This is a genomic window from Thalassotalea piscium (assembly GCF_030295935.1).
In the GTDB taxonomy this organism is placed as follows: Bacteria; Pseudomonadota; Gammaproteobacteria; order Enterobacterales; family Alteromonadaceae; genus Thalassotalea_B; species Thalassotalea_B piscium.
Window position 1 is genome coordinate 2,749,520 of record NZ_AP027362.1, and the last position, 22,285, is coordinate 2,771,804.

Genomic DNA, 22,285 nt, shown 5'->3' on the forward strand with positions numbered 1-22,285 from the left:
TATTACTTAACCGTTAGTAATGACAAGTATTTTTCTAATGCTTGTGGGTCACCATAGTTAGTACGACATACACTCTTTTGGTATTGATAAGTAAAGAGGTTAAACCAAGCAGTTAAACGTTGTGAAGTATCATGCTCACCAGCAAGGGCTAAAATATGCGCGGCTACTTCAGCCGTTGCTAATTGGTTTGGATTGATCGCTTTTCTAATTTGATATTGAGACGTTTTATCTTCAATCGCTAACGTATTCAAATCAATCGATAATACCGGCAAGTGACTTAAATAAGGACTTTTACGAAACATTTTTTTAGCTTCACGCCAGCTACCATCAAGCATTATAAATAAGGGTTTTTTATCACTAGTCAACACTGGCACATTATTAATAATTTGTAGGCTTGGCGTTGCATATTCTTGTGGAAATATCACAAAAGGCTGCCATTTTTTGTCGTTTAATATGGCTAATAATGACGACTCAACTTCAGTTCTAGACCATAAAAACGCAAAGCAATTGGGAATAACATCTGCAATTAACCTACCCGTATTACTCGGTTTTAATACCTCAGTGTCGTACATTAGTAACAAAAAACCTGCTTGGCAATCGGTTTGCTCGCGCCACTGGCAAATACAATTGGTTGAGGCTAAACGACAAATTTCACAACGTTCAACACGAAAACCTCTGGCTTTAAATGGTTTAGTAGAAATTTCTTTTCGTTTTAAATAGAGTTGATGAACTGAATGCATTAGAAGCTTAACTGAGAAAAAGTCAGCTATGATTATACAACAATTCTACTTTAGCCGGCTATTTAAAAACTTACAGGTATAAAAAAGGGCATAGTTTTATGCCCAAAAGAGAAAATATAAATTAAGTAACCTGAGTTATGTCGCGCTTTTAGCTTTCTCGTTTACCGTAATAAAGTTTGTTTTCGATAACGCTTTAATACTCGACTTTAGCTGCTCTTCAATAGTATCAATGTCAATAATTGAACCACACAATGCATCGGCACTTTGCTCTATACGTTTGCCACGAGATTCCATTTCATACTCAATGGTTTCACCAAATTTTTCCATACGCGTTTCAAATGCACCTTCATTACCACCAGAAAACAGTAACTCTTGTCCAATAGCAACAAGCAAAGCTCCCATTGAATTCTGAATTGTTTTCTCGAGTAATACTTCTATGCGTTGTTCAAACTCTTCACCAAAAAACTCATCACCATCAAAACCATCTTCGTCAAACTTAATCGGTGAATTACCATCAAACTTCATTTGAATGTCAGAACGAATTTTACCTAACTCTGTTGTTAGCTCTTGGCCTAAGTTATTGCCTTCACCTAATAATTCATTAAGCGCCAAGTTTACACCATCAACAGCAAGGTCTAACGCATCTTCAGCAATGGTTTTCACTTGTGGAACAACTGCCCTAATATTTTCAGCGTATTGTGTTATTAGTGCTTGTTGGTCGCCGTTTAACGAAACGATTTCACCATCAATATAAAGCTGATTATTAGTGATTTTGTATAATGGTTTTTTATTTTTTGTAAATTCTAAGCTATCAACTGTAATGTTAATACCACCATCTAATTCAACATCGCATGAATCAGTTGAGTAAGACGAATTATGAGCAAGAGCAGAGGTTGATGCCAGTATAATTGAAGCCGCTAACAATGTTTTCATCTGAGTACCTTATTTATTTTAATAACTAAGCTATTTGTAATCATTTAAATAGCTGAACTAGCCATATACTATCAATTGTTGTACCAACTTATAAAGTACAACCTTTTCAATAGGTTGGAGATAACAAGAAAAAACAACAAGTATAACTAACAATTATTTTAGTTTAAATTACGAAAATATAGTGATTTTAGCCATCAGCTAGATACAGAAATAGTAAACAGTAATTTTGTGCGGGGTGTATAGTCTATCGTTGAGTTGAGTTGATATGTTTATTTTGGGCATTAAAAAAGGGTAAGAACTAATCTTACCCTTTCGTATTTTAACTTACTATAAATAGCGTATTAAAATTATAAAGCGACGATATTTTCCGCTTGAGGACCTTTTTGGCCTTGAGTTACTGTGAACTCAACTTTTTGACCTTCTGCTAACGTTTTGAAACCGTCACCAGAAATTGCACTGAAATGTGCGAAAACGTCAGGACCAGATTCTTGCTCGATGAAGCCAAAACCTTTAGATTCGTTAAACCATTTTACTGTACCAGTAGTTTTATCAGACATAATATTTATCCTAAAAAATTAAAAATTGTTACTTTACAAAATTGCAAAGCGGTAGTGCAGGAAGTGTTACTATGACTTATTAAACGGGACGAGCTACTACAAATAACGCGGTACGGTGTATATAAATATAGGTCTTACTTTCTAGCTAAGGGCATTCTAACCACTATTAATTTAGAGTCAAGCTATTTCGCCTAAACAGTTTTCAATGTATCTATTTTTGATTAACTTTAACGGTATTGTTTGTGTCTCGACTCGATTTAATTAACAAGTCTCCGCAAGGGTAATTATCAGACTTTGCTAAACGATCGTATAACACTACATTAACGGTTGCTGCCAAGTTCATACAGCCAACAGTAGGTATGTAGACTACATGATCTGCCTTATTTATAACCTCTTGACTAATTGTGCTATCTTCAGCGCCAAAAACGTAGATAGCATTTTCAGGGTGATTAAACTCTGGCAAGGCTGTTGCACCTTCGACTAACTCTACACAAACCAGTTTTGCGCTATTTAAGGGAATCGATAAGATACTTGATACTGCTGTTAATGGAATATGTAGATTGGCATTTTTAGTATCAGTATTATACTTAGCAGCTCGTTCGTAACGCTGACCAGTATAATAAATTTCATTAGCTTGGTAGCATCCTGCTGCCCTTATCACAGCACCAACATTAGTTGGGCTTTTAGGGTTGGTTAACGCAATTTTCACACTTGGTTTTGTCATGTTTTGTTTGATCTTAGTTGCTTGTATCTGTTTATTTTCTTTTTTTATTTAGCGTTATACAAGCATAACCTTTGAGTAACGTTATTTTAATTGAGTTTATCTACAAAAAATTTCGAGCCTTAACGCTTAAGGAATAATATCGTAACTGAATATCGAATAAGCATATCTACTTGGCTTTTATTCGATAATACGTATACTAACGCGCTTTAATTTAATTAAATTTAATTGTAGTAATATTATGATCCAGTCTATTAATAAAACATTTAGTTCACTTGCGTTAGCCGTAGTTATGTTTAGTGGTACAGTTCAAGCTTCTATTGTTGAGTTCAATACCTCACATGGCAGTTTCAAAGTGAATTTACATGACAAAACCACCCCACTAACTGTTGCTAACTTTTTACAATATATTACTAGCGAGCGTTACAACAACACTATTATACACCGCTCAGAAACCAATTTTGTTGTACAAGGTGGAGGGTTTGCCTTTAATGATGCACTACCATTAAAAGGAATTGAAACATTTACTTCAGTAAAAAATGAACCTGTTTATTCAAATGTTCGTGGCACTATTGCCATGGCAAAGCAAGCCAACAACCCTAATAGTGCTACCAGCCAATGGTTTGTCAGTTTAAATGACAACAGTGCAAACTTAGATGTGCAAAATAGTGGTTTTACCGTTTTTGGTGAAGTTATCGAAGATGGAATGGAGGTATTCGATGCTATTGCGAGTTTGCCTCGTTGCAATCAAACCCCAACTGAAAGTGGCTTTAAAATAGATAATGTTCCTGTAAACAATAATGAAGCGACTAGCTGTGAAACACCTGGCGCTGATAATTTTGTCACTATCTATAACGTAACAGTATTAAATGATGACGATAATACTGACAACACCTTAAATTCAGTTAAAAACACCTTAATCAACAAGTCACCAGAGCCTGAAAAAGAATCAGATAGCAGCGGTGGTAACATGTTTTGGCTATTATTATTAACACCTCTTGCTTTATTTCAACTTAAACGTAAAAAATAGCAACACAATAATTAAGTCTTTGTCATAAACTTAAGCTCAGCAGAATTTAATAAAACCTTTATCTCAATTTTGCTATATTATAAAGAAGGCCTTTAAGCCTTCTTTTTCTTTATCTCCCTTTTGATAAGCTATTTTCAATACGTTTTAATTGCGGTACTCTTATACCAATCTCACTAATTATGTGATCATTTCTACTGGTTAAAACAATCAACTACTGCGTTATTTATTTTATAATTATCGCTACAAGGATGTAGCTTATGTGGGTAATGCAGGAGCATTATTGCCCTGAACAACTAGTTATGAAAATAAATGCCTTGTATTTGACTGTTTTCACTGCGTATAAAATAGATCACTTATTTAATGAAACTGGTATTACTTTTAAAAAGGGTAAAGTTTAACCATGAAACCACATGATTCATCACCTTTAAGTGATTACATTGAATATCCTGCTCATGAGATGCTGAAACGTTCTGAGAATTTTTACCAAGAAATTAAGCGCCGTCACTCTATAAGAAGCTTCAGCAATCGCCCTGTTGCAAGAGAAGTCATTGAAAATTGTATCAAAGCAGCTGGCACCGCTCCTAGCGGGGCTAACCATCAGCCTTGGCACTTTGTTGCGATTAGTGATCCTGAAATCAAAGCACAAATAAGAGAGCAAGCAGAAACTCATGAGAAAAGCTTTTATCAAGGACGTGGCGGTGATGAATGGCTAACAGCATTAAAACCCTTAGGTACAGATGATAACAAGCCATATTTAACTCATGCGCCTTGGCTAATAGCTATTTTTAGCGAGAAAAAAGGCGGGATCCATGCTGAAGATAAGAACACAAATTACTATGTACATGAGTCGGTAGGCATTGCAACAGGCTTTTTAATTAATGCGCTACACACATCTGGACTAGTCACATTAATTCATACTCCTAAGCCTATGTCGTTTCTGAGTAAAATATGTAACAGAAGCGAAAATGACCGCGCCTATATGCTACTAATTGTTGGTTACCCTGATGAAAATGCTTCTGTTCCTCATCATGCACAAATTAAGAAATCGATAAGCGAAATATCAACTTTTTTATAAATTACTATTTATTTAGAGCCTTTGTCTATATCAAGTAAAATATCGGTACAGCTACTTTTACACTGTAGCTTAACTTGTGTTTTATCATTAATAAACTGCATTTGAAGTTGCTTTTGGCAAACTCGACAGTTAATAGTTTGGCCATTTAACGCTTTTTTAATATAGTTTTTCTCTTGATTAAAAGACTTTGCTTTTTGTTTTGATAATTCATCGAAGCAGTTTTTATCTATCATTAATTCATATTCACTTTAACTAAGCTGTAAGGCAGTTTTTTGTTAATCTAATAAGGTAATTTTCCTGGTGTTACACAATACCAGCCATCAAACTTACCCTTCAGTGGTGCTGAGCTTGATTCTAATAAGTGCTGGTAAGCCATTATATTTTCATAACTAACTCCCATTTCTGGGTAAGCTGTTATTTCCCATGGGTAGTCTGTGTCTCCCTGAAAAGGACAGAAAGAAAGCTTTTGATTATTTTCTAACAATAAATGACCAAATTGTAACGCTAATTCTTGAGTGGGAAACAATACTGAAAACTCGACTTCTCTAACTTCTGATAGGTCATCACCTTCAAGAAGCATTTGCCATAATGCATCTCCATTCGCATCCTGCGGAAATAACGTTAAATTTCGTTCCATTTTTTACCCCAATCTGAAAAAATTTGCGCTTATAATAGACATAAGCACGCTCACAATTAAATATTATCGGTTATTATTCAGTAATAAACAAATTACTTGCTACACTTAGCGACCTTAAAATTAACTGTAAAAATTATGACTATCATTGAAAAGCATATCGTTATTGAACAACAAAAAAGCGTTATCCAAGCTATTGAGCAAGTCTGTCAGTTAAGTCACCAACAAATTAAAATAGCGATTAATAAAGGTGCTCTCTGGCTAAGTAGAGGTAAGTATACACAACGTCTTCGCCGTATAAAGAAAACCTTACTTCAAGGAGACACACTTCACTTTTATTACAATGAAACAGTGTTAGCACAAGTGCCTAATCAAGCAGAGCTTATTGAAGACTGTCTACATTATAGTGTTTGGTATAAGCCTTATGGTATGTTATCGCAAGGATCTAAATGGAGTGATCATTGTACTATTACTCGTTGGTCAGAGACTCACCTATTACCAGAAAGGCCTGCTTTTATTGTGCACAGGCTAGACCGAGCAGCTACTGGCTTAATACTTGTTGCACATAGTAAAACAGCTGCACAAGCATTAACTAAACTATTTGAAGCTAGAGCGTTACAAAAGCAATATCATATTATTTGTTTGGGCAAGCTTGATAGTGAAAGTGTTATCACTGTTACTGAGCCAATTGATAATAAGGCGGCAAAAAGTCATTTTAAAAGCTTATATTACGATAAAGAAAAAGATCTTTCATTAGTGGAAGTAACGATAGAGACTGGACGAAAGCATCAAATACGAAAGCACGCAGCTTACCTCGACCATCCAGTATATGGCGACAGGCTTTATAATAAAGTACAAGTTAACATAACAACGGCAAAGAATTTACAATTATCTGCCGCCAAACTTAACTTTACATGCCCGATTACAGCCGAGAAAAAGCGATTTATATTACCCGATCACTTAATGCTTTCAATAAATGAATAATACCAACCGACTCTACTGAGAAATACGATTAGTACTAGGCAGGTTGTTCTTTATTGTACATTTTTCAGCGATTTGTTTGGTGTTTATACAAGGCTGAACTTATAACTACACTTTATTCGTACGCCTCAATTAAATCATGTTTAATCCGTACTCGGAAGATCAACACGCCCTAGTCATTAATATAAAAGCAGAATACAAACTACACTGAATAAATAAAGTCTTCATCATTCATTAAGGTTGCCTTAATGTCGGTAATATCTGCAGATAATGCATTTATTAACGTGAGACCTTTTTCTCGTTGTGCTTCGGTTAATGCTTGGTATGGTAATCTGAATACTGGCTTAACTGATTTGGTCATCATTAGTGCGGTATTAAGTGAAATAGGGTTTGGTTCGCAGAACATCCACTCCATTAGCGGACGAAGTTGTTCGGCCAATTCGTCGTTTTTATTATCCATTAACTGACGCATAGCTTTAGGCAATAAATTAGAAGTAACAGAAATTACACCATGTGCTCCAAATTGATGACGCGCGGCATGACTCTCATCATCATTACCTGACCAACAAGCTATTCCTTTTTTTTCATAATAATCAATGCGTTCATTGCCACCACATTCTTTAACACCAATAAAATTTTTATGTTTCGATAATGGTTCGATTATCTCTGGTGTTAAATCCTGTCCTGTTCGCCCTGGTACATTATAAATAAATGCAGGGCCAATATCTAAAATTCGATTAAAGTGTACACCCACACCAGCTATAGATGTTCGTCCATAGTATGGATTAATTTGCAAAGACGCATCCATTCCCATTGCAAATCCATGTTCAGTTGCCTTTATCGCTTCACGAGTATTATTACTACCTGTATTACCTATAATTAATAACTCTTTACCATATTGATGAACACTGTGTGCGATAAGCATTAAATGCTCATCCCAACTTAACAAGTGCCCCTCTCCTGTTGTACCGCCAACCACAATTGCATCAACGCCAGCGGCTATTTGATTAGCGACAAGCTCATCATAGGTTACTAAATCAATATCTCCATTTTCATTGTAAGGCGTTTTTATGGCTGTAATTAAACTTGCTGCTTTTAAACACTTCATCCGTACTCTCAATTTAGGGTTATACCACTTGGTATTCAATATTGTTAACAGTGGCCGATCTTATCAATAACACGCTTAAGGATAAACACCTCTTGCGTGATCACATGCTGATATTTAAAAATGTTGCTATCTAAGGCTAAAACTTTATAGGCCTGGTAATTGTCTGCATCAGCAAGATCTGATGCATAATGTTGATTATTTACAAATTCACTTTTAGTCATGGTGAAGTGAATATCACCTACAAGCCCCCAGTCACCTAATTCTATTACCTGCTCAATTATTTGGTTATTGCTATCGTAATGAGTAAAAGTAAATTCAAAGCTACCATCAGCCTGAATATCAGCAAATTCAGTGGATTGCTCACCATTATTATTTTCCAATGAGCTAAACCACTGCCCTACTAGAGCACTACGTTCATAATTCATATAATTTTATTGTTTAATCGTGGCGAAAACATAGTGCTAATTGTACAAAACTCTTAGCGCCGCTACATTAAAAATATTTTCTATTAATTATGTAAAAGCTTTACTGCGCCGTTGACAGTTTCAATTTCAATATCAACTTTTCCAGTACCTATTGTTCCTCGCAATTCTCTACCAACAAAGTTATGTTTATCAACTGTCAATCCAAAATCATTTTTTATACTACCATGCACTGTTTCTATTGAAACCTCTGCATTTATCGATTGCGGAACATGTAGATCTACTCCCCCATTAACAGTTTCTATTATTATCTTATTTAAGTGTTTAATATTGTCTTGATAATTCAGCGTAACACTACCGTTAACAGAGTTTATATGAGTATTTGCTGACGCACCCGAGGCATTAAACGAGCCATTAACAAGCTCAGCAGCTATATCACCTTCTACTCCTATAATATTCAATGCTCCATTTACTAGCTCTATCGAAGAAAGCACCGTTAATGTAGGCACTTTGATTTTATAATCTACTTTTGCCTTGTTGTGATTACGACCATTATTTTTGTCGTATTTACTTTCAATACTTACATTATCATCAATATTCGCAATAATAATAGCCACTTGTTCACGCTCTTTTAGAGTTTCAGCGGTAATAGTTGCATTGACTTCAATCATATTTTTATCCCACGCTGTTATTGTTACATGACCATTGATATTCTTTAAATCTAAACTAGGATCGCTAGCAACATTAAAAGACTTGTTTATACTGTCTACAACATTGGCTTGCGCCGCTAAAGTTAAAGTTAAAGTTAAAGTTAAAAAGGTTATGCCTATAAAAGTAAGCTTATTAAAATGGTTAAACATAGTATTCCCTTTGATAAATATACGTTGTTGTTTTATTCATTAGATGTATCATTCTTGAAAAAGGTTTAGTTCAAACCAACAAACTTAAAAGTTTTGTAGGATAAAATGCTAATGGCACCATTAAAAGTTCAATTATTATTAACCGGCAATGAGTTAATGGCTGGTGATGTTACAGATACCAACTCAGTAGTTATTGCGCAATCACTCAAAGAAATTGGAGTTGAAGTTGCAAGAAAAGTAACAATTGGTGACGATGTTTCAATGTTAATCACTGAAATACGTTTGATGAGCGAACAGGCCGATGTACTCATTATTAATGGCGGCTTAGGCCCAACGGTAGATGATTTAACAGCTTATGCCCTAGCAGAAGCGACTAGCACAAAGCTAGCTCTCCACCCAGATGCGCAAGCTCATTTAAACAGTTGGAGTATAAAAAGAGGCGCTGAGCTGAATAAAGCCAATTTAAAGCAGGCCATGTTACCTGATAATTCAGACGTTATCCCAAATGAAATAGGCAGTGCTGTTGGCTTTAGTACAACTTTCAATAAGTGTAAAATATATTGCACGCCTGGTGTACCGCACGAATTAATCTTAATGCTAAGCGATAGCATCATTCCTTCAGTCAGCGAGTTAATGTCTGATACACCAAATTACCTAATAAAAAGGTTTCAAGTATATGGTTTGGGTGAATCAAGCCTGCAAATGTTTGTTGATACTCACTTGCCAAATTGGCCAGAAGAAATAGAACTAGGCTTTAGAGCAAAGTCCCCTTTTGTAGAACTTAAGCTCACTACAAGAACAATCACCGGTAAAAAGCTTTTGCCAGAATGGACGCAAAGAATACACCAACTGCTAGGCGCACATATTTTAGAAGAGATAAATAGCCAAGAACGCGATATGGCTGAACATATTTTAGAACTTCTTGCAAATAAAGGATTAACAATAACTACAGCAGAGTCATGTACAGGAGGCTTAATTGCCAGCTTAATCACCTCAATCGCAAATGCTTCACAAAGCTTTGAAGCGGGCTTTGTCACATACTCTAATCAAATAAAGTCAGAGATAATTGATGTAGCACCATCAACACTAGTGCAATATGGGGCTGTTAGTAAAGAAGTTGCTGAAGAGATGGCGCGTGGTGCGCTTAAAAAATCAAAAGCAGATATTGTAATTGCCGTTACGGGTATTGCAGGCCCTTCGGGTGGTAGTAAGGAAAAACCAGTAGGCTCAGTATGGATAGCTTGGGGTAGTGCAGATCAACTTAAAAGTGCTTATTTTTGCATTAAAGGAAGTCGAAAGAACTTTCAACAAACGGTGGCTAATAGATCGCTTGATCTAATACGAAGATTATTGCTTAATAATTCTGAGCTGCCATTTTATATGAAGTAGTAAAAACACGTCGAAACTTTTGCTTTGAAATAGTATGCTTACCCTACAAAGTGATTGTTAATTATTACCTAGTAAATCAAAACTTTATACATTCGATAAAGAATAGACTAAAATTAATACAAAACTAATAGATATTGTCATTTGAAAGAGTAAAGAATAAGATTAGTGTGTTGAAAAAACAATTGCATGCTATGTATATATATAAAAACTATATTCAAAATTAACAGGAACTTAGGAGCCTATTTTGATTGAAAAAAATTATATCACCAGCGGCCGAAATACAATAATTCATAAAATAAGAAAGTTTGATTTAATTATTATTAATGGTGCTCACCCAATAGTAATGATAAGTAACCGTGGAATTGGTGTCTATGATGGACCCGTACCTAAAAAGAAGTCTGAGGCAAAAAAAGCATATCAAGATGTGATCGATGTTGCAGCAACAGAAGTTTTTGGTGAAGAAAAAACATTATTATTTATCCAAGCACTCGACAACAAAGAATATAAAATTGATTATTCAAAAGTTGGCACCGCTAATTTTATAAAAATCCATCAGGATAGTTATATTTAAGGTAACTATCGTTGTAATGACGGAGTAAACTACAGTGACTCAAATAAGTTTAGTGAATAACAAAAAGAATAATATTGATCTTGTTCTAGCGCCTGTTAAAGGCGATATTCATGTGACAGAAGCTACTATTCATGAACTTATAGCAGCGTCGGAATATACATCGCTTTATGTAGACAATGGTAACATTAAAAATGCCATTGCCGAGCTTAATAGTGTATTGAAACCTCTCCAAGCTAACATGCAAGGCAGAGAGATAAAGTACCAAATTTTAGAACGCCGTGATGCTCACGTAACTATTGAAATTGATAATGATAAAATGTCTGCCACTGCTGAAATTTCAACAGCATTAGGTGGTAGTCACTTAACAGCAAAAGCCATATTAACTGCAGCCCAAAAAGCTGGTGTTGTAAAAGGGTTTAGCAAAGAAGAATTAATCAAACTTGCACAACATGCGGCAAAAGAGGCACCAGGCTCAATTGTTAAGGGCGAAATAGCGCAAGGCAGATTAGCCATTAATGGTAAAGATGCAAAAATAAAATTACTGGTAGAAAGCGCACAAGATCGTATTTTAAAACCCAAAGAACGCGATGATGGCTCTGTAGATATGCGTGATTTAGGCGATATTATCTGCGTAAAAGTCGGAGACCCTCTGGTTCAAAAACTTCCCCTAACTGAAGGTATTGATGGTTTTACCGTAACCGGTGAACCTCTTAAGCCAGAACCAGGAAACAATGTTGATATTTGTGCTGGAAATGGTACTACTATAAGCCCCAAAAATGAAAACGTATTACTTTCAACCCTTGTCGGTTTGCCTCGTATTATTGAAAATGGCATGGAAGTGGATGAGGTTTATAAAATTAAAAATGTTGATGTTAGCTCTGGGCATATAAAGTTTGAAGGCAGTGTAATTATTGACGGTGATGTCTGTGAAGGCATGAAAGTAATAGCAAGTGGCGATATTACTATTGGCGGTTTTGTTGAATCAGCCTACTTGGAAGCAGGCGGAGATATTACCATTAACACTGGAATTATTGGCCGTAAGCAAGATGTTGAAGAGCTCAATATTAAAGACATAACCATGAGTGCACATATTGAGGCTAAAGGTAAAATTTACGCTAAGTATTGTCAGTACGCTGAAATTTCATGTCGTAGTTTACGCGTAGAAAACCAAATGATGCATAGTATAGTGAATGTTGAAGAAGACTTATGGTTAGGCGCAGAAGCCAAAGCTAACGGAAAGTTAATAGCAGGGCATATAACCGCTGGAAACTCGGTAAGTGCAGGAATAGTTGGAGCTACTGCTGGAAGCACCACAATAATAACCTTCGAAAAACGTTTAAATACATTTCGTGATGCACTACAAGAACTTGAAGAGCAAGTTAAACATGAATCTGTAAAAACCAATGAATTAAAAGATGCTCAAAAGAAATTAAGTAGCCTCCCAAAAGATAAGCAAAACCCTGAAATTTTGGCTAAAGTAATTTCTACCTTCCAACACCATGCTAAACGTATGGGAGAATTGCTTAATGAAAAAGAACTATTAGAAGCAAAAACTCAAGAATATATTGAAAGTGTTTATGTCTCAGCTTCAGATAAACTTTACCATGGCGTAGAGATGATCGTTGGTGATTTTCGTGAAAAAACTAAACGTGAGTATGGTCCTAGCAAAATGAAATATAAAGATAGAAAGATTATTATTGACCCTATAGTTGCCAGCTAAGCTGATATGAAATTTTTATTGTATTTCTTACCTTTGGCATTATTGATCATTTCTTCAACCGTAAGTGCAGAAAAATGCAATATCGACTTCAATTACGGGGTTGTTATCGATGAACAACGCATCAGAATTTTAGAAAAGCAACAAACGATTTTTCAAATAAACAATCAAGAGCAAGTGTTTATTGGTGGCAGAGAAATCCCCTTAACTCAACCTCAAGTATTATTGATCAGAGAGTATGCACTTAGTATCCGTGAGCAAGTACCTCAGATTGTATCAATAGCTATAGAAAGTGTTAACTTAAGCTTAAAAGCAGTTAATCGTGTAATTGCAAGTTTAACCGGTGAAAATAGTGCGATTCATCAAAAGCTCCAAAGCCGATTTGAAGAATTGGAATGGCGGCTTAGAGCCCGCTTTAATCACAGTGACAATAGTTATTATATTGCCCCTCAAGATTTTGATGACTTTGATAATATTCTTGCGGGTGCCTTTGAAAATGAAATTGAAGAAATCGTTTCCAAGTCTATAGGAACACTTTTAACGGCAGTAGGTGAAGCTGTTGCACATAAAAACAATAGCGAAGAAACACTCAACAATACTGAAAAACGCATCAGTACCTTCGATGAACGCATGCAATTAATGGGTGGCGACCTAGAGCTTGAAATATCACCACAAGCTCAGTTACTAGAAGATAGAGCTGAAAGCTTTTGCAATGCTTTCCGTGAGCTAGACTTATTAGAGCAGAAAATAAACCAACAAATACCTGAACTTAAGCACTTAAATTTGCTTGTTACCCAATAAAAAAGCTTGCCTTGATCAATAACATTGATTATCCAAGGCAAGCTTCTACTTTACGCTACCTAATCTGAAGTGATGCTTTCCAGCTGATACGGCACCAAAATGCTACGATGTAAGGTATTAACCAACACAGCAGGTTATTATACCAATCTCACTAATTATGTGATCATTTCTACTGGCTAAAACAATCAACTACTGCGTTATTTATTTTATAATTAGAACAACTAGTTATGAAAATAAATGCCTTGTATTTGACTGTTTTCACTGCGTATAAAATAGATCACTTATTTAATGAAACTGGTATTACATATTAGGGTAATTAGGTCCACCTGCTCCTTCTGGTGTTACCCATGTAATATTTTGACTTGGGTCTTTAATATCACAGGTTTTACAGTGGATACAGTTTTGAGCGTTGATAATAAATTTCTTTCCCTCTTCGCTCTCTTCCACTTCATAAACACCAGCAGGACAGTAAAGCTGGGCAGGTTCGTTATACTTAATTAAGTTTACTGTTAACGGGATATTAGCATCGGTTAACTTCAAATGGCATGGCTGCTCTTCTTCATGGTTAGTATTTGATAAAAATACTGAAGTGAGCTTGTCAAAACTTAACACATTATCAGGTTTTGGATAGTTTATTACCGTAGCTTCACTAGCAAGCTTTAATTGTTCATGATCATAAGTATCATCAGTGAAGTTAAAAGGTAGCCTTCCACCAAATATGTTTTGATCTATGGTGTTGTAAGCCCCACCTAAGAAAGTGCCAAGCTTATGCATTACTGGACCAAAATTGCGTGTGCGGTAAAGCTCGTCATAAACCCAAGAGTTTTCAAATGCAGTAGTGTAGCTTTCAAGCTCTTTACCACCCTCACAGCCCGAAGCTAATGCAGCAAAAATACTCTCAGCTGCTAACATACCTGTTTTCATTGCGGTATGATTACCTTTAATTTTAGCAAAATTAATCGTACCCGCTTCACAGCCAACTAATACACCACCAGGCATCGTCATTTTTGGTAATGAATTAAACCCTCCTTTGGCTAATGCTCTTGCCCCATAAGAGACACGTTTACCACCTTTTAAATATTGTGAAATTTTTGGATGATGCTTATAGCGTTGAAACTCATCAAATGGACTTAAATGAGGATTGCTATAATTTAAATCGATAATCAAACCCACAAACACTTGGTTATTTTCAGCATGATAAAGGTATCCACCACCAGTGGTGTCTTTTTCTAGCGGCCACCCTGCAGTATGAACCACTAAACCTTCTTGATGTTTAGCTGGATCTATATCCCAAATTTCCTTAAAACCAATGCCATAGTGCTGGGGAGATTTACCTTTATCTAATTCAAACTTTGAAATTAGCTCTTTACCTAAGTGTCCACGACAACCTTCTGCAAAAATCGTATATTTAGCTTTTAGCTCCATACCTGGAACATACGAGTCTTTCGGTTTACCTTCTTGATCTAACCCCATATCTCCGGTGATAACACCACCAACACTGCCATCTTCGTTATAAATAACTTCTTGTGCAGGGAAACCTGGAAAAATTTCTACTCCTAATTGCTCTGCTTGCTCGGCTAACCAGCGACAGACATTCCCCATACTAACAATATAGTTACCGTCGTTGTGCATAGTTTTAGGTACTGATATATTTGGTAGCTTAATCCCACTCTCATCGTTAGTTAAGAAATAAATATCATCGCCTTTTACTGGGGTTGATAACGGCGCATTTTTTTCTTGCCAATCGGGAAATAATTCATTCATTGCTCTTGGCTCAAAAACAGCACCAGATAAAATATGAGCACCAACCTCAGAGCCTTTCTCAACCACACATACCATTAATTCTTGATCTTTTTCTTGCGCAAGTTGCATCAATCTACATGCAGCAGATAAGCCTGAAGGCCCTGCTCCAACGATAACAACGTCGAAATCCATTGATTCGCGTTCCATAATATCCCCCAGTATAAATAATATAAACGATTTCAAACACTCGTTTGATTTTCAAACACCTGTTTGATAGTATCATACAACATAGCTATTTTGTCAGTAAATACTATTCTGTAATAAAGCTATTTAATATTGATCAAATTTAGTGTTTTAAATAATTATATTAACGAAGTTTACGTTGACGTACGAGTTATCTATCAGTAATCTTCGCTTCATATACAAGTAACTATAACAGTGTTTATTACAAAGCACTGCATACAACAACAAGCATTTATTAGAGGCAACGATGAAAGTACTAGTCCCCGTTAAACGCGTTATCGACTATAACGTCAAAGTTCGCGTAAAAGCAGACAATTCTGACGTAGATCTGGCCAACGTAAAAATGGCAATTAACCCATTTTGTGAAATAGCTGTAGAAGAAGCAGTTCGATTAAAAGAAGCAGGAACTGCTACTGAGGTTATCGCTGTATCGATAGGTGATAAAGCCTGCCAAGAGCAATTACGTACTGCACTGGCGTTAGGCGCAGATCGCGCTATACATATTGAAACAGATCAAAAGTTGGATTCTTTAAATATTGCTAAGCTATTACAAAAGGTAGTTGAAGAAGAGCAACCTCAACTGGTTATATTAGGTAAGCAATCAATTGACAGTGACAACAATCAAACAGGTCAAATGCTTGCGGCATTAACAGGCTTAGCGCAAGGCACTTTTGCTTCTGAAGTTAAAGTAGAGGGCGACAAAGTGAATGTAACTCGTGAAGTTGACGGCGGATTACAAACAGTTGCATTAAACTTACCAGCCATTGTAACAACAGACTTACGTTTAAATGAGCCTCGTTATGCTTCATTACCTAATATTATGAAAGCAAAACGCAAGCCGCTAGACGTTAAATCAGCTGCTGATTTTGGGATTGATTTAGCCCCTAGATCAACACTAGTAAAAGTTGCAGCCCCATCTGAACGTCAAGCAGGTATCGTGGTAGAAACTGTTGACGAATTAATTGAAAAACTAAAAAATGAAGCTAAGGTGATCTCATGAGTATTTTAGTATATGCAGAGCACGATAATAATGAACTAAAAACTGATACATTAAAAACAGTAGCAGCAGCCCAAGCAATTGGTGGCGAAATTCACCTATTAGTTGCAGGTCATAACTGCTCAAGCGTGTCTGAACAAGCAGCAAAAGTAAATGGTGTAAGCAAAGTATTAGTGGCCGACAATGCTGCTTATACTCATCAGTTAGCAGAAAATGTCAGCTTATTAGTAGTAGAATTAGCAAGTGACTATGAGCATATTTTAGCAACAGCTTTATCTATAGGTAAAAACTTTATGCCGAGAGTAGCTGCATTATTAGATGTTGCTCAAATCTCAGATATCATCGGTGTTGAGTCTGCAGATACTTTTGTTCGCCCTATCTATGCAGGTAATGCTATTGCAACGGTAAAAAGTTTAGATACTAAAAAAGTTATCACTGTTCGTTCTACTGCTTTTGATGCGGTAGCTACCGACGGTGGTGCAGAAGTTATTGCCCTTTCGCAAGCAACAGATGCCGGTACTTCAAGCCATGTAAAAGACGAGTTGACTGTATCAGCACGTCCAGACTTAGGCGCTGCAAGTGTGGTTATTTCAGGTGGTCGTGGAATGCAAAATGGTGATAACTTTAAGTTACTTGACGGCATTGCGGATAAATTAGGTGCGGCTATTGGTGCATCTCGCGCCGCGGTAGATGCTGGCTTTGTGCCAAATGACATGCAAGTTGGTCAAACAGGTAAAATTGTTGCTCCTGACTTATATATAGCTGTAGGTATCTCAGGTGCTATACAACACTTAGCAGGAATGAAAGACTCAAAAGTTATTGTGGCAATTAATAAAGATGCAGAAGCGCCTATCTTCCAAGTGGCTGATTATGGCATTGTTGCTGACTTATTTGATGTATTACCAGAGCTAGAAGCTAAGCTATAATATACTGTTAACGTTTTAGATGACGAAAACCAGCCTTCAGGCTGGTTTTTTTTGTATTGAATTAGCTATAATCAAGTATCCATATTCTTTTAGGTAACCACATGTCTTGGCAAGATCAATTATCCACACTAGTTTACTCTACTGATTCAGGAAAAATAACACCTGAAAAAGTTACCCATATAACACCAAGTGACGGAACAGCAAAAGTTAGGCGAGAAACCAAAGGCCGTAAAGGAAAAGGAGTTATAGTGATTAGTGGCTTAGGTTTAGATGCTAAAGCACTTAAAGCACTTGCCAGCGAGCTCAAAAAAAGTTGTGGCACCGGTGGAAGCGTTGTAGGTGAAACAATAGAGGTCCAAGGTGACAAAAGAGATCTTATCAAGCAGATACTAGAAAAAAATGGATTTAAAGTAAAATTCATTGGCGGGTAGAAACCTCAATCCCATTAAGACAAATCGATAGTAAAGGATATGAAATGGCCAGTTTACAACCCAGTGAGTTATCAATTCTATTAATTGAGCCTTCTGACACTCAACGAAAAATAATTATTAACCACCTTAAAAAGCATGAGATCAACGAAGTAACCTCTGCTAATAATATGATCAGCGCTAAACAAGTTCTGGCAAGGCACCAATTTGATTTGATCATTAGTTCACTGTACCTTGAAGATGGAACAGCTTTGGATTTACTCAACCATATCAGATCTGATGAGCGACTAGCGGAAACTCCATTTATGCTGGTATCAAGCGAACATAAGCGAGAAAACCTGGAAGAGTTTAAGCAATCTGGTGTGGTTGCTATTTTACCTAAACCATTTACTGCTGAACATCTGCATAGTGCTATCAATACCACACTAGATCTACTCACTACTGATGAAATAGAGCTAGAACACTTTGATGTTCATCAAATCAGAGTACTTTTAGTTGATGATAGTGCATTAGCTCGAAAATTTATTAAGCGTGTACTCAATAACTTAGGTTTATTAAAAATAACAGAAGCGGCTGACGGTTCTGAAGCAATCACTTTAATTAGCGAAAATATGTATGATTTAGTCGTTACCGACTTTAATATGCCCGAGGTTGATGGCAGAGAGTTAACTCGATATATTCGAGAGAAGAGTCAACAATCGCATATTCCAATACTTATGGTAACCAGTGAAAGTAATGATGCACATCTAGCCAATATAGAAACCGATGGTGTTAACGCCTTATGTGATAAACCATTCGAGCCGGAATACGTAAAGCAAGTACTGTTTCGCTTACTTGAACACTAGCGCTATTATGGTTACACAATATTATAAGTGCGCAACTTCATTGCAATTTTATTGTGTGAAACATTAAGCCTTTGTGCAAGCTTACGCGTTGTCGGATAAAGTGGGTAAAGCTCTCTAAGTAATTGTTTCTCAAAAGCAGCTTGAGCGCTTGCCCAATCTTTAAATTCTTCTTTATGAAGTTTTTTTACTGTCTCACTGCCTTCCTGGTCATATAAAATAGCACTTACATCAGTAGCAGTTATTTCTAGGTTATTATTTAATGCAACTAACCTAAAAATTGTATTCTCTAATTGCCTGATATTGCCAGGCCAATGATATGACTTTAAGGCTGACATCGCGCCATCAGTTACTTTAGGAACAATTTGATTGACATGGGTAGCTGCATTATTAACAAAATGTGTTACCAATATAGGGATATCTTCAATTCTTTTGGCTAACGACGGTAATTCAAGTCTAAGTACATTTAAACGATAGTATAAGTCTTCTCTAAACTTTTTTTGCTCTATTAACTGGCTAAAATTTTGATGGCTCGCACTTACTATTTTAATGTCTGCTATTATTTCTTTTGTCCCGCCTACCCTTCTAAAACGGTAATCTTGAAGAAATCGTAATAACTTAGCTTGTAAATATATCGACATTTCAGCTATTTCATCTAGAAATACTGTTCCCCCAGAGGCTAATTCAAACAAACCCGGTTTGCCTGCTTTACTCGCTCCGGTAAATGCGCCCGACTCATAGCCAAATAATTCACTCTCCAATAGTTGCTCAGGTAAACTTGCGCAGTTAATTGAAAGGAATGGGCTACTTTTTCGCTTACTCGACTGATGAAGTGCCCTAGCAATCAATTCTTTACCAGTGCCTGTTTCTCCTGCAATCAACACCGGTAAGTCGAGATCTGCAAATCGTAATGTTTGCGATATTACAAGTTTAATTATTTCTGAATCACCAAGTATGTTGTCTATGCCCTGTTCAACAGCGGATTGGATAACTGATAGTTGTCGTCCCAATTTATTAATTGAACGTAGAGTTAACACTGCTCCCTTTATTTTTTTATTAACCATTACTGGACTTATGTCTGCAATAAAATCATCATCAAACACTTTAATTGATAAGCTATGCTCACTCGGTTTATATAAGTTTTTTAGACTAATATCAGCCAATTGAGTTATTAACTTCCCCACAATCGTTTCATTATTCGGCGAAAAAAGCTCAGAGGCAGCACGATTGAGAGCTAATATTTTACCATTACCATCCAAATCAATAATAGGATCGGGAACTCTAGCGAGTAGCGTATGTAAGTGATTTTCTCGTAACTCTGAGGGCATTAAATCTATTTTTTTACACCCTTTAACACCTACTATGTGGCAGAGAGATTCAGCAATCTCGCTAATATCTAGTGTTTCGCTATCAATATAAACAAAGGTTAAGTGTCGCTGAACTTCAATAGCTTTAACATTCCAAGATTTCTCAGCAAAAACAGCAAGAATTTCTTGGCTCATTCCTATTCTATCAGAAGATTTTATTTCAACTTTCATTTAAAGCACCAAGTGTAATATAAGCATTACAATGTAATACAACTATTACATTGGATTTATCATTGTATTTCAATAACTAGGGACAATCAAAGTTAAATAATCAATATAAAAACATTATGTGTAATAATTATATTACAAAAAAAACACTTTATTTTAATGTTACACCCATAAACAACTGAATATTATAGCTTTAATATTAATGGCTTGAAATTTGCCTGTATAAAGAAAATATAATAAGAATGATAAAGTTCACTTTCGAGGTAAGAATGACAACTAGTAAACATATTGAAACCCAAGCTATCCACTCTGGCAGAATTAATGATGAGCAGTTTGGATCTCTAGCCACTCCTTTATATCAAACATCAACATTTATATTTGATAGTGCTGAGCAAGGTGCTAAGCGTTTTGCAGGAGAGTCAGAAGGTTATATTTACACTCGCCTAGGCAACCCAACAACTAGGCAGCTTGAGATGAGAATGGCCGCTTTAGAAGAGATGGAAGATGCAGCAGCAACAGCGACAGGAATGGCTGCGGTTTCAGGTGCATTGCTGGCTAATTTACAATCCGGCGATCATATAATTTCATCTAATGCAGTATATGGATGTTCTTTTGCTTTAATGAGCCACATGCTCACCAAGTTTGGTATTGAAGTTTCATTTATTGATATGACAGATCCTTCTACAATAGAAAGTGAAATCAAAGAAAATACAAAATTAATATTCTTAGAAACGCCTATTAACCCTAACCTCGTTGTTTTAGACTTAGAATACATTTTAACTATCGCTAAAAAGCATCAACTAATATCTGTTGTAGACAATACCTTTTTAACACCAGTATTACAAAAACCCGCTCTGTTAGGTGCTGACATTGTTATACATAGTGCAACTAAATATTTAAATGGCCATGGTGATGTAGTTGCAGGGATCATTTGTTCAAATAAAGAAATGATTGAGCATATAAAGTTAACCGCACTTAAAGATATTGGGGCAACCATGAGCCCACATGACGCATGGTTAATCTTAAGGGGCTTAAAAACCCTCCCTATTCGTATTGAACGTCATTGCTACAATGCACAAATAATCGCAGAATTTTTAGAAGAACACCCAGCTGTTGATACTGTTTATTACCCAGGGTTGAAATCACACTCTGGCTTTAAATATATTGGCAAACAAATGAAGGCTGCTGGTGGTGTAATTGCCTTTGAATTAAAAACAGATTTGGCAGGTGGCGCAGCATTTATCAATCGTATGGAATTATTTTCAATTGCTGTTAGTCTAGGCGATGCAGAATCATTAATTCAACACCCTGCCTCTATGACACACTCACCTTATACGGAAGAAGAACGCCGTACTGCTGGTATAAGTGATGGTTTGATTAGAGTATCTGTAGGGCTAGAAAATGTTAATGATATAATCGCTGATTTAAAGCAATCATTAGACTTGATCTAAAAACCTGCGTTTTAATTAAACGAATCACATTAATGGCACATCTATATTTTGATATAGAAAGTAGTAATTGAGAGTAATAGGGGAAAACTTTGGGAGTGTTCGAAAACCTATTCTCTCAAGCCTAAGTTTAGTAAAGTTAAAAGCTTTCAGCATTCCGGCATTAACACTTTTTTTAATGGCGGAAGCAGTTTGGTTTTAAGCGCGTTGATTTCATATTCAGTGTAAGCTATCGCAGGAGAATAGCCCCATACAGGTTTAGGCCAAGCGCAATCATTTTCAAACCTAACAACATGATGTACATGCAATTGAGAACACATATTACCAAGGGCGGCAACATTCATTTTTCTGCCTGTAAATGCCTGCATTAATATTTCACTCAAAGCACTAGACTCATTTAACAATTGTTGTTGGTCTTGCCAATCTAATTGATAAATGTCTTCAATACCTGTCCTTTTAGGCACAAGAATAAACCAAGGGTATTGGCTATCATTCATTAGTAATAATTTAGACAGCTTTAACTCTAATAATTCGAAGCAATCACGCTTAAGCATAGGGTCTAATTTAAATACCGCTTCCATTAG

At 36.1% G+C, this 22,285-nt stretch carries 25 protein-coding genes; 13 read left to right on the forward strand and 12 right to left on the reverse strand.

Features of this window, described 5'->3' with window-relative positions; genetic code table 11:
- Positions 1-2: 2 nt before the first annotated feature.
- From QUD79_RS12085 to QUD79_RS12100, 4 genes are all read right to left on the reverse strand, one after another.
- A complete protein-coding gene (locus QUD79_RS12085; protein ID WP_184424147.1) occupies positions 3-740 on the reverse strand; it encodes a tRNA-uridine aminocarboxypropyltransferase in 738 nt (245 codons plus the stop codon).
- A 135-nt stretch (positions 741-875) separates the two neighbouring features.
- Positions 876-1,673 (reverse strand): DUF2884 family protein, encoded by a 798-nt coding sequence (locus QUD79_RS12090; RefSeq protein ID WP_184424146.1) that lies wholly within the window; start codon positions 1,671-1,673, stop codon positions 876-878.
- A gap of 347 nt (positions 1,674-2,020) precedes the next feature.
- A complete protein-coding gene (locus QUD79_RS12095) occupies positions 2,021-2,230 on the reverse strand; it encodes a cold-shock protein (protein WP_184424145.1) in 210 nt (69 codons plus the stop codon).
- A gap of 211 nt (positions 2,231-2,441) precedes the next feature.
- Entirely contained in the window at positions 2,442-2,954 is a 513-nt protein-coding gene (locus QUD79_RS12100) for an RNA methyltransferase (protein WP_184424144.1), read from the reverse strand.
- Between the two features lie 238 nt (positions 2,955-3,192).
- Between QUD79_RS12100 and QUD79_RS12105 the strand changes: the two genes are divergently transcribed.
- From QUD79_RS12105 to QUD79_RS12115, 3 genes are all read left to right on the forward strand, one after another.
- On the forward strand, positions 3,193-3,981 hold the full coding sequence (locus tag QUD79_RS12105; protein ID WP_246454940.1) for a peptidylprolyl isomerase: 789 nt from the start codon (positions 3,193-3,195) through the stop codon (positions 3,979-3,981).
- Between the two features lie 257 nt (positions 3,982-4,238).
- The gene (locus QUD79_RS12110; protein ID WP_184424143.1) at positions 4,239-4,379 is read left to right on the forward strand and encodes a hypothetical protein; all 141 of its coding nucleotides are present in this window, start codon (positions 4,239-4,241) and stop codon (positions 4,377-4,379) included.
- Between the two features lie 2 nt (positions 4,380-4,381).
- Positions 4,382-5,056, forward strand: coding sequence for a nitroreductase family protein (locus QUD79_RS12115; RefSeq protein WP_184424142.1), 675 nt, complete (start codon positions 4,382-4,384; stop codon positions 5,054-5,056).
- Positions 5,057-5,064: 8 nt separating this feature from the next.
- On the opposite strand, the gene QUD79_RS12120 is transcribed toward QUD79_RS12115, so the two are convergent.
- Together QUD79_RS12120 and QUD79_RS12125 are read right to left on the reverse strand one after the other, a co-directional pair.
- On the reverse strand, positions 5,065-5,289 hold the full coding sequence (locus QUD79_RS12120; protein WP_184424141.1) for a hypothetical protein: 225 nt from the start codon (positions 5,287-5,289) through the stop codon (positions 5,065-5,067).
- Positions 5,290-5,336: 47 nt separating this feature from the next.
- Positions 5,337-5,693 carry a ribonuclease E inhibitor RraB gene (locus QUD79_RS12125; protein WP_184424140.1) on the reverse strand — a complete coding sequence of 119 codons (357 nt, stop codon included), beginning with the start codon at positions 5,691-5,693 and terminating at the stop codon, positions 5,337-5,339.
- A gap of 135 nt (positions 5,694-5,828) precedes the next feature.
- On the opposite strand from QUD79_RS12125, the gene QUD79_RS12130 reads away from it, so the two are divergent.
- Entirely contained in the window at positions 5,829-6,674 is an 846-nt protein-coding gene (locus QUD79_RS12130; protein ID WP_184424139.1) for an RluA family pseudouridine synthase, read from the forward strand.
- Positions 6,675-6,873: 199 nt separating this feature from the next.
- On the opposite strand, the gene dapA is transcribed toward QUD79_RS12130, so the two are convergent.
- From dapA to QUD79_RS12145, 3 genes are all read right to left on the reverse strand, one after another.
- On the reverse strand, positions 6,874-7,779 hold the full coding sequence (dapA, locus tag QUD79_RS12135) for a 4-hydroxy-tetrahydrodipicolinate synthase (protein ID WP_385958012.1): 906 nt from the start codon (positions 7,777-7,779) through the stop codon (positions 6,874-6,876).
- A gap of 44 nt (positions 7,780-7,823) precedes the next feature.
- A complete protein-coding gene (locus tag QUD79_RS12140) occupies positions 7,824-8,204 on the reverse strand; it encodes a hypothetical protein (protein ID WP_184424137.1) in 381 nt (126 codons plus the stop codon).
- 83 nt (positions 8,205-8,287) lie between these two features.
- Complete coding sequence (locus tag QUD79_RS12145; RefSeq protein WP_184424136.1) at positions 8,288-9,061, reverse strand: DUF4097 family beta strand repeat-containing protein; 774 nt, start codon at positions 9,059-9,061, stop codon at positions 8,288-8,290.
- Between the two features lie 111 nt (positions 9,062-9,172).
- On the opposite strand from QUD79_RS12145, the gene QUD79_RS12150 reads away from it, so the two are divergent.
- From QUD79_RS12150 to QUD79_RS12165, 4 genes are all read left to right on the forward strand, one after another.
- The gene (locus QUD79_RS12150; RefSeq protein WP_184424135.1) at positions 9,173-10,450 is read left to right on the forward strand and encodes a CinA family nicotinamide mononucleotide deamidase-related protein; all 1,278 of its coding nucleotides are present in this window, start codon (positions 9,173-9,175) and stop codon (positions 10,448-10,450) included.
- A 244-nt stretch (positions 10,451-10,694) separates the two neighbouring features.
- Positions 10,695-11,021, forward strand: a complete 327-nt coding sequence (locus QUD79_RS12155) for a hypothetical protein (protein ID WP_184424134.1) — start codon at positions 10,695-10,697, stop codon at positions 11,019-11,021.
- A gap of 34 nt (positions 11,022-11,055) precedes the next feature.
- The gene (locus QUD79_RS12160) at positions 11,056-12,741 is read left to right on the forward strand and encodes a flagellar assembly protein A (RefSeq protein WP_184424133.1); all 1,686 of its coding nucleotides are present in this window, start codon (positions 11,056-11,058) and stop codon (positions 12,739-12,741) included.
- A 6-nt stretch (positions 12,742-12,747) separates the two neighbouring features.
- Complete coding sequence (locus QUD79_RS12165; protein ID WP_184424132.1) at positions 12,748-13,539, forward strand: DUF2884 family protein; 792 nt, start codon at positions 12,748-12,750, stop codon at positions 13,537-13,539.
- A gap of 300 nt (positions 13,540-13,839) precedes the next feature.
- Here the strand turns inward: QUD79_RS12165 and QUD79_RS12170 are convergent, their stop codons facing one another.
- Positions 13,840-15,489: an electron transfer flavoprotein-ubiquinone oxidoreductase gene (locus QUD79_RS12170; protein WP_184424131.1), complete on the reverse strand. Its 1,650-nt coding sequence runs from the start codon at positions 15,487-15,489 to the stop codon at positions 13,840-13,842.
- Between the two features lie 283 nt (positions 15,490-15,772).
- Between QUD79_RS12170 and QUD79_RS12175 the strand changes: the two genes are divergently transcribed.
- The 4 genes from QUD79_RS12175 (at position 15,773) to QUD79_RS12190 (ending at position 18,721) form a co-directional block, all read left to right on the forward strand.
- Positions 15,773-16,525 (forward strand): electron transfer flavoprotein subunit beta/FixA family protein, encoded by a 753-nt coding sequence (locus QUD79_RS12175; protein ID WP_184424130.1) that lies wholly within the window; start codon positions 15,773-15,775, stop codon positions 16,523-16,525.
- Entirely contained in the window at positions 16,522-17,448 is a 927-nt protein-coding gene (locus QUD79_RS12180; protein WP_184424129.1) for an electron transfer flavoprotein subunit alpha/FixB family protein, read from the forward strand. Before QUD79_RS12175 ends, QUD79_RS12180 begins: the two co-directional genes overlap by 4 nt.
- A 101-nt stretch (positions 17,449-17,549) precedes the next feature.
- A complete protein-coding gene (locus QUD79_RS12185) occupies positions 17,550-17,879 on the forward strand; it encodes an SUI1 family translation initiation factor (protein ID WP_184424128.1) in 330 nt (109 codons plus the stop codon).
- Positions 17,880-17,923: 44 nt separating this feature from the next.
- Positions 17,924-18,721 carry a response regulator gene (locus tag QUD79_RS12190; RefSeq protein ID WP_184424127.1) on the forward strand — a complete coding sequence of 266 codons (798 nt, stop codon included), beginning with the start codon at positions 17,924-17,926 and terminating at the stop codon, positions 18,719-18,721.
- An 11-nt stretch (positions 18,722-18,732) separates the two neighbouring features.
- Here QUD79_RS12190 and QUD79_RS12195 read toward each other — a convergent pair whose 3' ends face one another.
- Complete coding sequence (locus tag QUD79_RS12195) at positions 18,733-20,256, reverse strand: sigma 54-interacting transcriptional regulator (protein WP_184424126.1); 1,524 nt, start codon at positions 20,254-20,256, stop codon at positions 18,733-18,735.
- Positions 20,257-20,522: 266 nt separating this feature from the next.
- Here QUD79_RS12195 and megL point away from each other — a divergent pair, with 266 nt between their 5' ends.
- Positions 20,523-21,704, forward strand: coding sequence for a methionine gamma-lyase (megL, locus tag QUD79_RS12200; protein ID WP_184424125.1), 1,182 nt, complete (start codon positions 20,523-20,525; stop codon positions 21,702-21,704).
- Positions 21,705-21,850: 146 nt separating this feature from the next.
- Here the strand turns inward: megL and QUD79_RS12205 are convergent, their stop codons facing one another.
- Complete coding sequence (locus QUD79_RS12205; protein ID WP_184424124.1) at positions 21,851-22,282, reverse strand: HIT domain-containing protein; 432 nt, start codon at positions 22,280-22,282, stop codon at positions 21,851-21,853.
- Positions 22,283-22,285 lie beyond the last annotated feature (3 nt).

Bases quoted from the DNA above. Each gene is read 5' to 3' on its own strand.
- QUD79_RS12085 (WP_184424147.1), bottom strand. From the start codon at position 740: ATGCATTCAGTTCATCAACTCTATTTAAAACGAAAAGAAATTTCTACT.
- QUD79_RS12090 (WP_184424146.1), bottom strand. From the start codon at position 1,673: ATGAAAACATTGTTAGCGGCTTCAATTATACTGGCATCAACCTCTGCT.
- QUD79_RS12095 (WP_184424145.1), bottom strand. From the start codon at position 2,230: ATGTCTGATAAAACTACTGGTACAGTAAAATGGTTTAACGAATCTAAA.
- QUD79_RS12100 (WP_184424144.1), bottom strand. From the start codon at position 2,954: ATGACAAAACCAAGTGTGAAAATTGCGTTAACCAACCCTAAAAGCCCA.
- QUD79_RS12105 (WP_246454940.1), top strand. From the start codon at position 3,193: ATGATCCAGTCTATTAATAAAACATTTAGTTCACTTGCGTTAGCCGTA.
- QUD79_RS12110 (WP_184424143.1), top strand. From the start codon at position 4,239: ATGTGGGTAATGCAGGAGCATTATTGCCCTGAACAACTAGTTATGAAA.
- QUD79_RS12115 (WP_184424142.1), top strand. From the start codon at position 4,382: ATGAAACCACATGATTCATCACCTTTAAGTGATTACATTGAATATCCT.
- QUD79_RS12120 (WP_184424141.1), bottom strand. From the start codon at position 5,289: ATGATAGATAAAAACTGCTTCGATGAATTATCAAAACAAAAAGCAAAG.
- QUD79_RS12125 (WP_184424140.1), bottom strand. From the start codon at position 5,693: ATGGAACGAAATTTAACGTTATTTCCGCAGGATGCGAATGGAGATGCA.
- QUD79_RS12130 (WP_184424139.1), top strand. From the start codon at position 5,829: ATGACTATCATTGAAAAGCATATCGTTATTGAACAACAAAAAAGCGTT.
- dapA (WP_385958012.1), bottom strand. From the start codon at position 7,779: ATGAAGTGTTTAAAAGCAGCAAGTTTAATTACAGCCATAAAAACGCCT.
- QUD79_RS12140 (WP_184424137.1), bottom strand. From the start codon at position 8,204: ATGAATTATGAACGTAGTGCTCTAGTAGGGCAGTGGTTTAGCTCATTG.
- QUD79_RS12145 (WP_184424136.1), bottom strand. From the start codon at position 9,061: ATGTTTAACCATTTTAATAAGCTTACTTTTATAGGCATAACCTTTTTA.
- QUD79_RS12150 (WP_184424135.1), top strand. From the start codon at position 9,173: ATGGCACCATTAAAAGTTCAATTATTATTAACCGGCAATGAGTTAATG.
- QUD79_RS12165 (WP_184424132.1), top strand. From the start codon at position 12,748: ATGAAATTTTTATTGTATTTCTTACCTTTGGCATTATTGATCATTTCT.
- QUD79_RS12170 (WP_184424131.1), bottom strand. From the start codon at position 15,489: ATGGAACGCGAATCAATGGATTTCGACGTTGTTATCGTTGGAGCAGGG.
- QUD79_RS12175 (WP_184424130.1), top strand. From the start codon at position 15,773: ATGAAAGTACTAGTCCCCGTTAAACGCGTTATCGACTATAACGTCAAA.
- QUD79_RS12180 (WP_184424129.1), top strand. From the start codon at position 16,522: ATGAGTATTTTAGTATATGCAGAGCACGATAATAATGAACTAAAAACT.
- QUD79_RS12185 (WP_184424128.1), top strand. From the start codon at position 17,550: ATGTCTTGGCAAGATCAATTATCCACACTAGTTTACTCTACTGATTCA.
- QUD79_RS12190 (WP_184424127.1), top strand. From the start codon at position 17,924: ATGGCCAGTTTACAACCCAGTGAGTTATCAATTCTATTAATTGAGCCT.
- QUD79_RS12195 (WP_184424126.1), bottom strand. From the start codon at position 20,256: ATGAAAGTTGAAATAAAATCTTCTGATAGAATAGGAATGAGCCAAGAA.
- megL (WP_184424125.1), top strand. From the start codon at position 20,523: ATGACAACTAGTAAACATATTGAAACCCAAGCTATCCACTCTGGCAGA.
- QUD79_RS12205 (WP_184424124.1), bottom strand. From the start codon at position 22,282: ATGGAAGCGGTATTTAAATTAGACCCTATGCTTAAGCGTGATTGCTTC.